This window comes from Cellvibrio fontiphilus (assembly GCF_042646205.1).
GTDB classification, from domain to species: domain Bacteria; phylum Pseudomonadota; class Gammaproteobacteria; order Pseudomonadales; family Cellvibrionaceae; genus Cellvibrio; species Cellvibrio fontiphilus_A.
Genome location: NZ_JBHRTF010000006.1, coordinates 491,771 through 507,990 on the forward strand (window position 1 = coordinate 491,771; position 16,220 = coordinate 507,990).

Genomic DNA, 16,220 nt, shown 5'->3' on the forward strand with positions numbered 1-16,220 from the left:
AAAAACCTAGAAGTCTGCCGCCGCTTCCACTCTGAGCGGCGCGCCGGTAATAGGGTGATCAAACCACAGCTCCTGTGCATGTAATAACAGGCGCGGCGATTTTGCCAGCACATCTGGCGGTGCGTAGAGGCCGTCGCCCAACATGGGGTGCCCCAGGCTCAGCATGTGTACCCGCAGCTGATGGGTGCGCCCGCTGACCGGTTCAAGCAGGAGGCGACTGGTATTTTCTCCTGGATTACGCGCCAACACCTTATAGCGAGTATGGGCAGATTTACCGCTTTCAAAGCACACCTTCTGCAAGGGGCGATTGGGCCAATCGCAAATCAAAGGCAGATTCACTTCGCCTTCATCTTCCGTGACTAGTCCCTCAACCACTGCCACATAGCGTTTATGTATTTGGCGCGCCTCGAACTTGTGGGTCAGGTTTTTCAGGGTCAGGTAATTCAAGGGAAACATCACTATGCCGGATGTGCCCTGATCCAGCCGATGCACCACTCGCGCGTTGGGGTTAAATTTCAGTGCGCGGTTATATAGGCAGTCCTGTTTGTCTGGCCCCTTGCCCGGCACACAGAGCAAACCGGCGGGTTTATTGGCAATGAGCAGATCCTCATCAAGGTAGAGAATATCGAGTGGGAAATCAGTCATTGGTGAGCCTGGGCTGGAATTTAAGCGGGCGCGGATTATCGCAAATTTGCTAAGCTTGCCCAAAACTTTTGTTAGATCTTTGATGCCGAGTGGTTCATGAGCGACTTTCCAATTCACCCCTATCCCTGGCAATTAACAGAATGGCAGCAGCTAGTGCAGCAGTTGGCGAGTAAGAAATTACCCCACGCCATGATGTTCGCCGGGCCGCGCGGCATCGGCAAGCGCTATCTTGCGGATGCACTAGCACAACTGCTCCTGTGCGATGCACCCATTGAAGGAACTGCCTGCGGCAGATGTCGTGGCTGCGAACTCAATAAAGCCCAAACCCACCCGGATTTGCTCTGGTTGGAGCCAGAAGAGGCGGGCAAGGCTATCAAGGTGGATCAGGTGCGGGAACTTACTGAGTCCTTGGGTAAAACGGCGCAGCAAGGCGGCTATAAAGTAGTGATTATCGAGCCGGCAGAGGCAATGAACGGTAATGCTGCCAATGCATTGCTTAAGTCGCTGGAGGAACCGGCGGCCAATACTTTGCTAGTGTTGGTTACCCACAGCCCAAGCTCGGTTTTGCCCACTATTCGCAGCCGTTGCCAGATGCGCAAACTGCCTATGCCGCGCAGCGAGCAAGTCATTCGCTGGTTGTCGCCGCTGTTGGTTGGCAGTAACTACACCCCCGAAAACTTACTGGCGGCGGCGCGTGGAGCACCCTTAACCGCATTGGCTTTGTTGCAGGGCGATGCGCTGGAGCAACGCGAACAAACCCTGCAGTTATTCACGCGTTTGAGCCTTGGGCAGATTTCCGCCATTGAAGTGGCAGCGCAGTGGCACAGCGGTGATGTGCCCGGGTTGCTGGAATGGCTGCTTGGGTTGTTGCATGGCCTAGCGCGTTGGAAAGTCGGTGCCGATGATCCCCAGATACAGCAGGCACCGGTGGAATTAAGGGAGCGCCTTGCGCATTTGAATTTGCCATTGCTGCATCGCTATGTTGAAAAACTCATGCTCTCCAAAAAACAGTTACTCAGCGGTTCCAATCCCAATAAGCAATTGTTATTAGAGGAGTTATTGCTGGATTGGGGCGCCTTGCTGCGCGCCAGCACGAATCGCGCGGTGGCGTCTGGACACTAGTCAGCTAATCTATTAGTGTTCGACTTGGTTAAGGCAAATGTTGTCTAAAAATTACAAGCAGGATCAGTTATGCAACCCATTGGTGGTGGTGCCCGCAACGGCATACTCTCGTTAACGATCAAAGATAAAGCCGTGCTTTATGCTGCCTATATGCCGTTTGTTAAAAATGGCGGTATGTTTATTCCGACCAACAAAACCTACAAGTTAGGTGACGAAGTATTCATGTTGTTGAGTTTGATGGATGAGCCGGAAAAGATCCCGGTTGCTGGTAAGGTTGTCTGGGTAACACCCAAAGGTGCCCAAGGTAACCGCGCGGCGGGTATAGGTGTTCAATTTAGCGATCAGGACAATACCGCCATCAATAAAATTGAAAACTATCTGGCCGGTATGCTCAACTCCGACAAGCCCACCCATACGATGTAGCATTCTGTCATACCATCCCGTCCGGGCAGCATGTAAAATTCGCCCCGCTGTCTTAGCTCAAAGCCAGGTTCTGCCTGGCTTTGTTATTAGGCTTTTCTACATTTCATCGTTTCACGAGAGTTATTTATGTTGATTGATTCGCACTGCCATCTGGATCGGCTGAAACTGGAGCCCTATGGTGGTGACTTGAGTGCAGCCATTGCCGCTGCCCATGAGCGTGGCATACAGCAAATGTTGTGTATTGGTATCAGCCTGCAAAATATCCAAACGGTGATTGATATCGCACAGTCGCATTCGCGTGTAGTGGCCTCTGTTGGCGTGCACCCTTGCGATGTGAAAGAGGGCGCTGCCACTGCCGAGCAGCTTATTGGTTGGGCGTCCCAGCCCAAGGTGGTGGCGCTGGGTGAAACGGGGTTGGACTACCACTATGAAACTGAAAGCAAAGCCATTCAGCACGAAAGTTTTGCCTTGCATTTACAGGTGGGTAAACAGATCGGCCTGCCGGTGGTAGTGCATACCCGCGAAGCCAAGGCTGACACCCTTGCACTTATCAAAGAACACGGCAGTCTTGAGCACAGCGGTGTGTTGCACTGTTTTACTGAAGACTGGGACATGGCCAAAGCCGCGCTGGATTTGAATTACTACATTTCCATTTCCGGCATAGTCACTTTTAAAACCGCCGATCAAATTCGCGAGGTGGTTCGCAACATGCCGCTGGATCGTTTGCTGGTCGAAACCGATTCACCTTACCTCGCTCCCATTCCTTATCGTGGTAAACCCAACGAACCCAAATACGTGCGTGAAGTCGCGCAGTTTGTCGCGGATGTGCGCGGTATTCCGTTAGAAGCATTAGCAGAAAAAACAACTGAAAACTTTTATCGGTTGTTTAGTAAGGCAAAACACTATTTGCCGGTTTAAAAACTCCATCGTCATCCCAGCGCAGCGGGAATCCAGACTTTTAAAAGAGAAAATCATGAACGCCCAACAAATTAAAATCATGCTTGAATTGCAAGATGCCATGAACACCAAAGTGACTGCGGATTGGCGCGCCCGAGGGTATGAATGGTACCGCGCGATTTGGGTGGAATGCGCGGAGCTTATGGATCATTACGGTTGGAAGTGGTGGAAAAAACAAGCACCCGACACCGAACAAGTCGCGCTGGAATTGATCGACATTTGGCATTTTGGTTTGAGTATTTTGCTGCAGTCAGGTGCCTCGCTGGACGACATTAGCGACAAAATTCAAAGCGAATTGGTGATCGCCACTGACGAGCAAGATTTCCGTCTGGATCTGGAAAAATTTGCCGCGGCCACGCTAGGCGACCGTCAGTTCCACCTGGGTTTATTTGCGCGCTTGATGGCCGGTGTAGGCATGAGTTTTGATCAACTCTATCGCGGTTATGTCGGCAAAAATGTGCTGAATTTTTTCCGTCAGGATCATGGCTATAAAGATGGCAGCTATCGCAAGCATTGGCATGATGGCCGGGAAGACAATGAGCATTTGGTGGAAGTTGTGCTGACGCTGGATGCCACCAAAGCCGAATTCAAAGATGAGCTATATCGCGCGCTGGTAGCGCGTTATCAAGCATGATTTGTTTGCTATGAGTGAGCCTGCTTGATGTTGCGCGCACTCATAGCAGCCACTAAGCGGCAGAATCTTCCCTGTCGTTATCAAAGCTGACTGGCGGTAATCCATGAAGTGCTCGCGCTCGTGTGCACGCCTCGTTGGCTGATCCATCTTCATTCAAAATATCAAACTCGCGACAGGTGCTGGAGCGATTCTCATAAATACTGCAGCTCACGCGTGTGCCAACTTCGCCCACCAAGGCGACACAGCGCGGCGGGTTGCTCTGTGTGCCTTTCATGCAGGCGTGATGCGAGCTGATTTGCAGTGTCAGCTCATCTGGCACTGTGCCCCCAGTGCTCTGGCACTCACCCCAATAAAACGACACACGAAAGTGGGCGCAGCAAGCTCCACAGCTCAGACAGGGTGATTCATGGCTCATTTTGGTGCACGCCACACTAGATAATAAATGGATGGTATCGGGAGAATCCCCTTGGAACCGACAGAACATCGGCGTGCTGATTCTGTGCTATCGCCTAAAAAATTCAATAGGGCGTAGTAAAAATATTTTTTCAATTTCATCGAGTTCTTTTCTATTACAGACAACAGCGTATCTGGATTCAGCATGATGGATTAGCAACTGCTGGCGTAACACAGGGTTAAATGGGGTGAATTTTCTGCTCAAATGCCTATAATGCTCGCCCGTCTTATCTGTAATACCCAGGCACACAATGCCGAACTTTCGTTTTCTTCCAATATCACCCGAATAAATGGAGTCTCATCGTGAAAGCACCTGTAAGAGTTACCGTCACTGGCGCCGCTGGCCAAATCAGCTATTCCCTATTGTTCCGCATTGCGGCTGGCGACATGCTGGGCAAGGACCAACCAGTAATCCTGCAATTACTGGAAATCACTCCAGCGTTGAAAGCACTGCAAGGTGTGGCGATGGAATTGGACGACTGCGCATTCCCATTGTTGGCCGGCATTGTTACTACCGATGATCCAGCGGTTGCCTTCAAAGACTCAGACTACGCCTTATTGGTTGGCGCACGTCCACGTGGCCCAGGCATGGAGCGTAAAGACCTGTTGGCTGCTAACGCTGCAATCTTCTCTGTGCAAGGTAAAGCGATTAACGACCACGCTTCACGCAACATTAAAGTATTGGTCGTTGGTAACCCTGCCAACACCAATGCGCTGATCGCCCAACGCAATGCGCCGGACATCAACCCGCGTCAATTCACGGCAATGACCCGTTTGGACCACAACCGCGCGCTGTCGCAGCTGGCTACCAAAACTGGCACCAGCATTAACAACATCACCAAAGCGCTGATCTGGGGCAACCATTCTTCTACCCAATACCCAGACCTGCACAACACCCTGGTTGATGGCAAACCAGCACTGAGCCTGGTTGATCAAGCCTGGTACGAAGCAGATTACATCCCAACCGTACAACAGCGTGGTGCTGCCATTATTGCTGCGCGCGGTGCATCTTCTGCTGCATCGGCGGCTAACGCAGCCATCAACCACATTCGCGATTGGGCACTGGGTACTCCAGCCAATGATTGGGTGAGCATGGGCGTTTACAGCGATGGTTCTTACGGCATCGAAAAGGGTCTGATCTACTCTTTCCCATGTGTTTGCAAAAACGGCGATTGGGAAATCGTGCAGGGTGTAGAAATCAATGAGTTCTCACGCGCGCGTATGACTGCCACTGAAAAAGAGTTGCAAGAAGAGCGTGATGCAGTAAAAGAATTGCTGCCAGCGTAATTCGCCGTTAACGAATAAGCCGTTAACCAATAAAAATGCCGCTGTTTGTTAAAAACAGCGGCATTTTTTTATAAGCAGAAAAATTAGATTTGTTTGAATTCCATCCACGCACTCTGGCTCGAGCCAGCTGTCAGGTGCCACTTTTCTTTCAATACCGCGCCGCGTTCAACACAAATATAAAACTGTTCGTTACCCGCACCTATATCTGCAATTTTCCCTGCCGCTTCAGTGCCTGGGTTCCAGGTGATTACACTGGGGCAGTTGTGATGGGTGATTTCAATGCGCGGTGAACTTTCGATAATGACAGCATTTTCTACAGCGGGATAAACACGATCTACCGGGCCGGGGAAAGTTACATCGCCAGATTGGAATTTTTCGGTGTAGTTTTCAAAGTTGTCAAAATATTTGCGTTCCGCTAATCCCGTTACTTTTACTTCACTCAGCGCGTTAATACGATGGTAGTTGTGCATTGCCCAACTGCATTCAAAGTCTTCGGTATCGGTATTGTTGATCGTCAATTCAAGTTTGGCGCTGTTGCCCAGGGTAATGCGCAATTCAGCAGAAAAATCGTAAGGGAATAATTCGTTGGCATCACTCAGAAATAAAAATTCAAGCTCGACATTGCCATCACTCAAAAGGTGGGCATCACCCAACTCCCAAAAATTGTTGCGGGCAAAACCATGTTTGGGTTTGTCAGGGTAGGCTTGGTTAACACCGAACCAGGGCAAGCAAAGTGGAACACCACCGCGCAGAGCGACACCCGGAGTGAAATCACAATTAGGGCTGAGCCATAACAATGGATCACCATTAGTAGTTTTGAACTCAAGCAGGTGTGCCCCCTGAAGAGAGACCACGGCGCTGCAAAGGGCAGTTTCCACCACCAATAACGGCAGTCCTATACCCATAGCATTCGGGTAGTGTTCGCTGCTGCTGGTAAGGCGTAAAAAATCAGTTTTAGCGACGAGTTGTTCAAGGCGCTGTGTACTTGCGGTATCGGGAGTATTGATATGCATATAGGCTACCGTTGAGGTGACTTGTTGCTGGGATTCTATAGAAAAGCACGCCAGCAGACAGCCAAATTTTTTGGTTTTGTGGCTCTTAAAACAGTATGATGCGCGCCTTTTCGACAATTTTGATTGGCTAGGCAGGTAATTGCGTGAGTAGAACCAGATTTACGGGTGAGGCGGCGTTTGTGATAGGTCAACGCTGGATAAGTGAGTCAGAAGCAGATTTGGGGCTGGGCATAGTTCTGGATGTATCCAACCGCCGCTTAACCTTGAGTTTCCCTGCCGCCGGTGAGCGCCGTACCTACGCGATGGACAATGCACCGGTCAGCCGGGTGAAGTACGAAGTGGGCGAAAAAGTTCGCCATCAGGACGGCACCAAAATCCAGATCACCCGTATCGTCGAACAAGCTGGTTGCTTGATGTACGTCGGCCTGACAAAAGACGACGAAGAAGTTGCCATTCCCGAATTTGAGCTGGATAGCTTTGTGCAATTCAGCACCCCGCGCGACCGGTTGTTTGCGGGGCAAATTGATAAACACACCCATTTCACCCTGCGTTATCAAACCCTGCATTACCAAAATCTGCATCGCCAATCGCCCATGTTTGGTCTGGCGGGGCCGCGTGTGCAATTGCTACCGCACCAACTTTATATTGCCAGTGAAGTATCCCAGCGCCATGCGCCGCGTGTGTTGTTGGCCGATGAAGTGGGCTTGGGTAAAACCATTGAAGCCGGCTTGATTTTGCACCAACAAATTATGAGTGGCCGTGCGCAGCGCGCATTAATTGTGGTGCCCGCCAGTTTGCAGCACCAGTGGTTGGTGGAAATGCTGCGCCGGTTTAATTTTGCATTTACCTTGTTGGACGAAGCCCGCTGTAACGCCCTGGTAGGTTTGGACAGTGTTGAAGAGTCAGTCGATTTTGTTGACGACTTTGAAGATGAGTTTGAAAAAAGTGCAGATACCAGCAACCCCTTTGAAACTGCGCAATTCATCATTTGTTCGTTAGATTTTCTCACTAAAAACAAATACCGTTATGAACAAGCGGTTGCTGCCGATTGGGACTTATTGTTGGTGGACGAAGCTCACCATCTCCAGTGGAATGATAAAAAGCCGAGCAAGGCTTACACCTGTATTGAAGGTTTAGCGCAAAAAGCCAAAGGGTTATTGCTGCTCACTGCGACGCCTGAGCAGCTGGGTTTGGAAAGTCATTTTGCGCGGCTGCGTTTGCTCGACCCGGATCGCTACTACGATTTGGAAAAATTTATCGCTGAGCAAAAAGCCTATCAACCACTCAATAATTTGGTTCAAGAGTTATTACAAACCCATAGCGACAGCTCCAAGGAAATCCCGCCAGCATTAGTTAAAGCGCTCACTGAATATTTACCAGCTGACACCATTAATGAGCTGCAAACTCAAGCGAAAATGCAAAGCCTTGGTGCGGCGGTTGATACGGCTATTCATTATTTGTTGGATCGCCACGGCACCGGCCGTGTGTTGTTCCGCAATACCCGCAACTCGGTTTCCGGCTTTCCTGAGCGTAAATTGCAGATGCATGCTTTGACGCTGTTGGATGAAGATTTACACAGCTTGCAAACACAATCACTTGCGGCACAAATTTGCGCTGAACATTACTGGCAGCAAAAAACAGAAAGCGACTGGTGGCTGCTTGATCCAAGAGTAGCTTGGTTGGCGGAATGGTTACGTCAACATCGCCGCAAAAAAGTATTGGTGATTTGTGCGAATGCAGATTCCGCGCAAACCATTGAGGAATATCTGCGCTTGCGCAAAGGTTTGACCACTGCAGTATTCCATGAGGGTTTGAGTTTGATTGAGCGCGATCGCGCTGCGGCTTATTTTGCTGAAGTAGAAGATGGTGCCCAGGTACTAATTTGCTCTGAAATCGGCAGTGAAGGACGCAACTTCCAGTTCGCGCAAGATTTGGTGCTATTTGATTTGCCCACTAACCCCGATTTGTTGGAGCAGCGTATTGGCCGTTTGGATCGTATCGGTCAAACCGCCACAGTGAATATCCACGTGCCGTTTTACGAGCACACGGCGCAGCAAAAATTGCTGGACTGGTATCACCAAGGTTTGAATGCCTTTGAAAAAACCTGTGCTATAGGTCAGGCCGCGTTTGTGCAATTTGCCGATACACTCCTGCCTGCGCTGGTGAATAAAGATGAAGCTGCTTTTGCCAGCCTGGTAGAAGAAACTCGCGTTTACGCTGCCGCATTAGTCGCCCAGTTGCAACAGGGGCGCGATCGTTTGCTGGAGCTGAACTCTTGCAAGCCGGCGCAGGCAGCTGAATTAATTGATGCCTTGGAACAAAATGATTTGAGCAATGCACTGCCCAATTACATGGAGCAGGTGTTTGATAGTTTTGGTATTGACTACGAAAAACACAGTGAAAAAAGTTTGGTGCTGCACCCCAGTGATCATATGCGCATTGAGCAGTTTCCCGGCTTGCCAGAAGATGGTTTAACGGTCACCTATGATCGGCAGCAGGCGCTCTCCCGTGAAGATATGCAATTTCTTACTTGGGAGCACCCGTTGGTGCGGGGCGCGCAGGATTTAATTAGCCTGAGCGAATTTGGCAATACGGCTTTCTGCACCTTGAAATTGCCACCGTTGAAACCAGGCTCATTATTGCTTGAGGCGTTGTTTGTATTGCATTGCCCGGCACCAGCGGAATTGCAGTTGTTCCGCTATATGCCACAATCCTTATTGCGCGTGTTGCTGGATGATAAGGGTAAAGACTTGTCCGCTGTTCTAGGTATTACCCAGTTGAGCAAACTCTTGCAAAAAGTGCCACGCAACAACGCACAAGATTTGGTGCGTCACGCGCGCCCCACCTTAACCACTATGGTGCAGACCGCCGAGGAAATAACTCAGGCCAAACAAGCGGAATTAATTGCGCAAGCCCAGGCCAAAGTGAGCGAGCAATTAAATGCTGAGTTGGCGCGTATGAAAGCGCTGAAAGAGGTAAACCCGAATGTTCGCCAGGAAGAGATTGACTATCTTGCGCAACGTTTGGCTGCAAGCCAGCATTTTCTTTCCCAGGCAAAAATCCGCCTGGATGCCTTGCGTGTGGTGATGACCATTTAATTCAAGCGATTTTATCAGGATAACTATTATGTATATTTTTTCCGCCAATGGCCGAGCCAAACGCGCGTTTGATGATATCAAAGAAGGGCAGATGGTCCCGTTTATTGTTTACATCAATTTTCGCGATTTGTTTGGCGCCGAACATTTGTGCAAGTTGTATTTAATGCGCGCCGGCTTCACCGATATTGATATTGAAAACCGCAAGCTGGTGCCGAGCAATCTGACCAGTGCCCCGCGGGTGATCGCCGCCGATAAGGCTATGGCAGAGGCAATTAAAGATGGCTATATGATTCAAATGTTTGATGAATAATCTGCAATATTAACCAGCAGCCTCATGGCTGCTGGTTGCGAGTTTGTGTGTGGCAATTACCATTCAAACTTCAACTTCAACTTCAACTTCAACTTCAACTTCAACTTCTACCACTCAAACATCAGCCCGACAATGGGTACTGCGTTACCCTCATCATCTGTTACGGTTCCACTGCGCTCGTTGAAATTGCTATTGTTTGGGTTGTCTGAGCCGAGCAGATTAATCACATCGATAAATGCAATCACGTTGGTTCTGCCAAAAGTGCGCAAATAGTCAGCGCGGAAGTTCAACGAACTGTAATCATCGAATCGCTCAGTATTGTTAGCGATGGACTCGCGTGAAAACCGCAGCGGTTGGCCTGCGCCCAACACATTGTCGTGAATAATATAAGAATCGTCTGGCTTGCCAGATGCCCATTTCCAGCGTGACGATAATTTCCAGCGCTGGTTAATTTCCCACACGCCGCCAATACTCAGAATATGCGGACGATTAAAATCGGCGTTGTATTCCATTGCCGTTGGATTGTCACGGACCTTTGAGTTGTTGTAAGAATAATTGATGCTGGCAGACCAGCCATTATCAAATAGCCGCGTCAGCGCTGTATCAATTCCGTAGGATGAACCTTCGCCGGTATTGAGTTGGGTTTGATTAACCCTGTCTGCTTTTACCACCAGGTTGCTGAGTTCCTGGTAGTAAGGCTCTACCAGTAACTCCAGGTTGTAATCCACACGATAGAGGAAGCCGAGGCTAAATTGATCGATGATTTCATTTTCCAGCTGGCTATTGCTGGCGTCACTGGCGCGATCATTAAAACGCGGCGCTTGAAAATAACGGCCGGCGGTGGCAGTAACACGCAGGTCGCTAGTGGCGGCCCAGGTAGCTCCAAACCTCGGCGAGATTAAATTTTCGTTGGAAAAGTTATCGCGGTCATAACGTGCTCCGGCGCGAAAACTCCAATCATTTACGGCAAATTCCTGATTGGCATAAAGCGCATAGTTAGTTTCGGTTTGTGCGTAGCGATTGTTAATTGTCTCGGGGCTTAGCACAACATATTTCTGTTCGGGATTTTCACGAAAATCGTTCTGATCATAGGTGTAGCGAATCCAGTCATCATCCAAATTCAAGGCAAATGCCAAATCGACTTCCGTGACACGCAAACCGCTAGAGAAACGGCCAAAGTGATTATTGATTTCAAAATCGCTTTGCAAACCCAGCTCTTCCTCTTGCGCCGCAGAGCGCAGAATAGGATTGCGTACCGGAATAGTGTCGAGCTGTGCATCCATCTCTACCAAATCCGGGTAAGCCTCACCGGTATTGATGCGTTCATCGTAGTAGCGGCGGTAAATTTGGTTAGTGAGTTTGCCATCGCTGCCGATGAGTCGCGTCCAGGTCAGTGCAAACAAACTATTGTCAGCTTGGCTATCTATGAGCGCGACGTTTTCATAAATTCCCGGTTCATCTTCATCGGAGGCGAGTACATTGTCCAATGTGCGCTGATATTCTTCGGGCGCATAAATTGCCAGGAAGCTGAGTTGATCTTGATCGTTAAGCTCAGTGGTGGATTTAAAAATAATGTCGGTAAGTGTTGGGGTGCCAATATCATCTTGGCCTATAGCTTCAAACAGGCGGCCAAAATTGTAATCGCGCGCGGAAAATAAAATGGAGGTTTGCTCGTGAAAGCGGCTCGGTCCATCGTAACCAATTTCGATACCGGCAATATCCAGGCGAGTGCGATAAGACGGTGTATCCGGGTTGCCTTCAGCCACGTTCAGTTTTAGCAGCGAGCCTGCGCGCCCGCCATAGGCCGGGTTCCAACCGCCGGGCTGAAATTCAGCGTTGGCGATAGTGTTGGGCGCAAACACCGAATAGCGGCCGCCGCCTTCGATATCCTCCAAATCGCCAAAGCTATCGCTAAAGTGCACCACCTTATCAAAGGGGATTCCATCCACCAGAATCAGGTTATCCCGCGGGCCGTTACCGCGCACGGTAAAGCTGGAGAAGGCGCCATCCCCAAATAAACCTGGCAGACCATCCAGCGAGCGCAGCACATCACTGCCGCTACCGGCCGCGCTGTTTAGCGCTTCCTGGTCGATAAAACTTGCGCCTGCTGCATTGAGCGGGTTTGCGGGCATAGTTTTCCTCACCACCAGCAGCTCTTCGATAGCGATATTCAGACTGGCAAGTTGGGTTTCCAGTGGCGTGGTTTTGTTATCCAACACTCGCACACGTGGCAGGCGCATAGTTTGATAGTTTGGGTGGTTAATAATGAGGGTATACAAACCGGCGTCCAGCGCCTCAACCTCAATCAAACCCTGCGCATTGGCATTGGCTTCGGTGGTTTGCCCCGCGCGAGACTGCAGCGTGACAGACGCATTGGCGATGGGGCGCTGGGTGTTGGCATCAAGCACGGTAAGGCGAATCTTCCCGCTATCCGCATGACTTTGGCCGACATATCCGGCGAGCAATATGGGTAACAAAGTGCGAGTAAAACGATGCACTCTGTGAATGTGTTTATGGCGAGGCATGGGTGTAACGACTCCTTGGATTTATCCACGCGTGTGTGGGCTAGGTAAGGTTCGAAAGTTAATAACTATACGTAGCAGCTTCGCTTTTGTTTCACTGGCCTATGCAAAATATTGAAATCTCCCGCCAAGGGTTAGTGTGAAATAAATCGCGCATCAAGCCCGCGAACTTTTAACCTGCTTGCAGGTCTAGGAAACAGTTTTTATCACTGGTTCTTTCTCTGGCGCTATGCGCTCAATGGCACTACAAGTATGTTAGCTACCATGCCTGATAACTGGGACGTCGATCTCTCTCATTTGCACGTCAAGGTCGCCGATGCAATTTCACCGGAAGTATCATCGGCGACAAAAAGATCACCGGTCTATTTGATATTTGGTCTTTTGGTGTCTTGCGCAATTCATGCGTCCATGTTGTTAATCGATTGGCAACACAATGTTGCTGTGCTTAAAAAACCTGAATCAATAACACTAAGAGTTCAGCTTCAACCGCTACCTAAAACAGAGCCTGTGATTGAGCAAGCACCACTCCCTCTACACAATAATGAAGATGAAGAACAACCAATTTCGCACAATGCGACAGCCCCTCAACAAACAATAGCTACCTCGAACCCTCCTGTGGATATAGCAGTGCCAGAACCCCAAAAAACTGAGATAAAAACCCCTGTGTTTCAGCGGCTGAATGCAGAAGAGCTGCGCGACATTATTCAAACTGATAACAATGCTCAAAAAAACACACCTACAAGTGGTATTGCGGCCAATGTATTTCATCCTGCGTTGCGCCAAGCGTTACAAGCAGAGGAGCGCAAACCTGAATTACGGCGAGCAGATGCAGGCCCAAAAACTCACATGGATCCATCCGGTGCCACTATTGTCGATTTAGGTGGAGGCAAATGTTTACGTTCATCGGTGCCAATATCAGGTGAAGCGCAGAATTGGTATATGACATCCTGCGGTGGTAAATCTGAATCAGAAGAAATGATGGAACGCGTTAATCACGCTGTGAATGGAAAACTGCGGTTTGAAAACCAGTAGCGGCTCAAATTATCAAATCCAAAACTGGCGATGTGTTATTTTAAATAAAAAAGGGGCGCAATAAATTGCGCCCCTGTATCGCTATTTAGCTGCGTTTAATTAGTCAAACTTTTTTGGGCGATAGCCGGATTTTTTGCTGGCGTTATCGCGATCATTAAAGCGAGGTTTGTCGCGACCGCCGCCTTCACGCCCAGCACCTTCACGCGAACCGCCATCTCTTGAACCAAAGTCGCGCTTGGGTTTACGGCTGAAATAATCATCACCACGTGGGCCAGTATCCAATGAAATTTCCAGTGGGCGATTGCGCACGCGTACTTTTTTCAGCTTGGCGAGCACGTCTTTGGAAATACCGGTGGGCAAATCGACGGTAGAAAATTCATCGTGCAATTTAATGTGGCCGATAAAACGGCTTTCGATGCCGGCTTCATTGGCAATGGCACCAACGATATCGCCGGGGCGCGCTTCATGGTTGCGGCCCACTTCAATGCGGTAGCGATCCATGTTTTCATCGCTGCGCTCGCGGCGTGGACGATCTTCACGCGGGCCGCGCTCACGGCTGCCACGATCATCACGCCCGCCACGGTCATCGCGGTCACGACGTTCGCTACGCTCGGGTTTGATGTCGGTAAATTTCACCTGCAGTGGACGCTCACGCTGCAACAAATACGCAAGGGCTGAGGCAATTTCTTCTGGCGATACATCATTTTTGTGGCTGTATTCAGCCAACAAATCATTGAAGAAACTCAAATCCGATTGCTCTTTCAAGGTATCGGTAATTTGTTGGGTGAATTGGTCGATACGATGTTTGGTAACCGTCGCACCGCTTGGCAGCTCCATTAAAGTGATGGGCTTTTTAGTGGCCTTTTCGATGGTGTAAAGCAAGCGCTTTTCACGCGGTGCAACGAACAGGATTGCTTTACCGCTGCGGCCAGCACGACCGGTACGACCAATACGGTGTACATAGGCTTCGGAATCGTAAGGAATATCGTAGTTCACTACGTGGCTTACACGTTCAACGTCGATACCGCGCGCGGCAACGTCGGTGGCAATTACTATATCCAACTTGCCGGTTTTTAAACGCTCAATCGCGCGTTCACGCAACTGCTGGTTCATATCGCCATTGAGTGCGGAGGCAGAATAGCCGCGCGCTTCCAATTTTTCAGCCAGCTCAACGGTGGCGGTTTTGGTGCGCACAAAAATAATCATGCCGTCAAACGGCTCAACTTCCAGAATGCGGGTGAGTGCATCCAGTTTGTTGGTGCCGCTGACCATCCAATATACCTGTTCGATATTGTCGCCAGTGGATTGGGTGCTGGCGATTTTAATTTCTTTGGCATCGCGCAAATAGTTGTCGCACACCTTGCGAATTTCGCGTGGCATGGTGGCGGAGAAGAGTGCAGTTTGGCGTGTGGCTGGCGTGTGCTCCAAAATCCATTCCACATCGTCAATAAAGCCCATGCGCAACATTTCGTCGGCTTCATCCAATACCAGGCTTTGCAAATTGTTCAGATTCAAACTGCCGCGACGCAGGTGATCCATAACACGGCCGGGCGTACCAACAACTACATGTACGCCGCGTTTTAATTGACGCAACTGGCTGGTCATGTCCTGACCGCCGTAAATAGGCAGTACGTGAAAACCGGGCATTTCTGCCGCGTATTTTTGGAAGGCTTCAGCCACCTGAATGGCCAGCTCACGGGTAGGTGCAAGCACCAGAATTTGCGGTTCGCTTTTGCTCAAATCCAATTTGGAGAGCAGAGGTAAAGCAAATGCAGCTGTTTTACCGGTACCGGTTTGCGCCATACCTAAAATATCGCCGCCCGCCAAAAGCACTGGAATCGCAGCGGCTTGGATGGGTGAGGGGACTTCGTAGCCAACATTTTGAATGGCTTTAAGAACGGGCGCAGAAAGGGCTAAATCGGAAAACAAAATAGTGTCAGACATGTAATAACCTGTTGGTGTAAACATCGTTATCAATTGCAAACGCGCAGGTAAAAACCGAACGTGGCAGTTCCAGCGGTTTGTTATTGATGTGTATAAAATTTTCTAAGGCGTGTTTGCAAAAGTCATCGCGAATTAAACAAGCTGCGTAAAGCCGCCCGTGCAAAACGAAACAGTGAATGGGCAAACACAATAAAGTGGGAGCGATGATTGGATCGCTATGCGTATGAGCAACATACGATGTTTGAAAAGCCTGTGAAAATAACTCGCGCGAGTCAGGGCACAAGGGCAATCATAAAAAGCGATTTAATCAACAAATTCCCGCGTAATCTGCAAAGCAGACACAGCTACAATCCACAACATCCGTATTGCATAACCGATTGTATACTTTGGGGCAGGCTGAAAAGATTGTGGTGCAGAATCAATCAGCGTGAACGTTACCAACTTGGTAAACCGGCAGCCCTCAGACATCCGTCTGTATCAGCATTACCCCGGCAAGACATTCACGATCAAGGAAGGGGGTCACTGAAAGTGCGCAAATTATAGGGACTTGAGCACTACAAGGCCAGATAAATTTGATGCAGGTCGCAATTAACCCTGAGTAGTTTTACTGGATTTCCTTGCGCTCAACTCGATAAGGCCAGTTTATTGGCGGCTTGCTGCCTTTTTTGTTGCCGCTGTCCCGTCCTGAAATAGGTTTACACCTTGGAGACCTATTTTGGAAAACACTATCCCAGCTCGAATTAAACGCACTCAGCGTGACTACACATTGGGCTTTAAATT

Annotated in this window: 13 protein-coding genes; 8 read left to right on the forward strand and 5 right to left on the reverse strand. The window is 49.5% G+C overall.

Features of this window, described 5'->3' with window-relative positions; all coding sequences use genetic code 11:
* Positions 1-6: 6 nt before the first annotated feature.
* Entirely contained in the window at positions 7-645 is a 639-nt protein-coding gene (locus tag ACFODX_RS16005) for a pseudouridine synthase (RefSeq protein WP_378120985.1), read from the reverse strand.
* Positions 646-741: 96 nt separating this feature from the next.
* On the opposite strand from ACFODX_RS16005, the gene ACFODX_RS16010 reads away from it, so the two are divergent.
* The 4 genes from ACFODX_RS16010 to ACFODX_RS16025 all read left to right on the forward strand — a co-directional run bounded on the left by ACFODX_RS16010 (position 742) and on the right by ACFODX_RS16025 (position 3,781).
* The gene (locus ACFODX_RS16010; protein ID WP_378120988.1) at positions 742-1,767 is read left to right on the forward strand and encodes a DNA polymerase III subunit delta'; all 1,026 of its coding nucleotides are present in this window, start codon (positions 742-744) and stop codon (positions 1,765-1,767) included.
* A gap of 69 nt (positions 1,768-1,836) precedes the next feature.
* Complete coding sequence (locus ACFODX_RS16015; RefSeq protein WP_078042939.1) at positions 1,837-2,190, forward strand: PilZ domain-containing protein; 354 nt, start codon at positions 1,837-1,839, stop codon at positions 2,188-2,190.
* Between the two features lie 126 nt (positions 2,191-2,316).
* Positions 2,317-3,108 (forward strand): TatD family hydrolase, encoded by a 792-nt coding sequence (locus ACFODX_RS16020; protein WP_378120991.1) that lies wholly within the window; start codon positions 2,317-2,319, stop codon positions 3,106-3,108.
* Between the two features lie 55 nt (positions 3,109-3,163).
* Entirely contained in the window at positions 3,164-3,781 is a 618-nt protein-coding gene (locus tag ACFODX_RS16025; protein ID WP_378120993.1) for a dUTP diphosphatase, read from the forward strand.
* Between the two features lie 52 nt (positions 3,782-3,833).
* Here ACFODX_RS16025 and ACFODX_RS16030 read toward each other — a convergent pair whose 3' ends face one another.
* On the reverse strand, positions 3,834-4,196 hold the full coding sequence (locus ACFODX_RS16030; RefSeq protein ID WP_324258893.1) for a YkgJ family cysteine cluster protein: 363 nt from the start codon (positions 4,194-4,196) through the stop codon (positions 3,834-3,836).
* A gap of 341 nt (positions 4,197-4,537) precedes the next feature.
* On the opposite strand from ACFODX_RS16030, the gene ACFODX_RS16035 reads away from it, so the two are divergent.
* Positions 4,538-5,521, forward strand: coding sequence for a malate dehydrogenase (locus ACFODX_RS16035; protein WP_324258894.1), 984 nt, complete (start codon positions 4,538-4,540; stop codon positions 5,519-5,521).
* A gap of 83 nt (positions 5,522-5,604) precedes the next feature.
* Here ACFODX_RS16035 and ACFODX_RS16040 read toward each other — a convergent pair whose 3' ends face one another.
* Positions 5,605-6,534, reverse strand: coding sequence for a D-hexose-6-phosphate mutarotase (locus ACFODX_RS16040; RefSeq protein ID WP_378120996.1), 930 nt, complete (start codon positions 6,532-6,534; stop codon positions 5,605-5,607).
* 143 nt (positions 6,535-6,677) lie between these two features.
* Between ACFODX_RS16040 and rapA the strand changes: the two genes are divergently transcribed.
* Positions 6,678-9,632, forward strand: coding sequence for an RNA polymerase-associated protein RapA (gene rapA / locus ACFODX_RS16045; RefSeq protein WP_378120998.1), 2,955 nt, complete (start codon positions 6,678-6,680; stop codon positions 9,630-9,632).
* 28 nt (positions 9,633-9,660) lie between these two features.
* On the forward strand, positions 9,661-9,942 hold the full coding sequence (locus ACFODX_RS16050) for a hypothetical protein (RefSeq protein ID WP_378121000.1): 282 nt from the start codon (positions 9,661-9,663) through the stop codon (positions 9,940-9,942).
* A 107-nt stretch (positions 9,943-10,049) separates the two neighbouring features.
* On the opposite strand, the gene ACFODX_RS16055 is transcribed toward ACFODX_RS16050, so the two are convergent.
* A complete protein-coding gene (locus ACFODX_RS16055) occupies positions 10,050-12,467 on the reverse strand; it encodes a TonB-dependent receptor (protein ID WP_378121002.1) in 2,418 nt (805 codons plus the stop codon).
* Positions 12,468-12,716: 249 nt separating this feature from the next.
* On the opposite strand from ACFODX_RS16055, the gene ACFODX_RS16060 reads away from it, so the two are divergent.
* Positions 12,717-13,496 carry a hypothetical protein gene (locus ACFODX_RS16060; protein ID WP_378121004.1) on the forward strand — a complete coding sequence of 260 codons (780 nt, stop codon included), beginning with the start codon at positions 12,717-12,719 and terminating at the stop codon, positions 13,494-13,496.
* A gap of 99 nt (positions 13,497-13,595) precedes the next feature.
* On the opposite strand, the gene ACFODX_RS16065 is transcribed toward ACFODX_RS16060, so the two are convergent.
* A complete protein-coding gene (locus ACFODX_RS16065; protein ID WP_378121006.1) occupies positions 13,596-15,440 on the reverse strand; it encodes a DEAD/DEAH box helicase in 1,845 nt (614 codons plus the stop codon).
* Between the last annotated feature and the right edge of the window lie 780 nt (positions 15,441-16,220).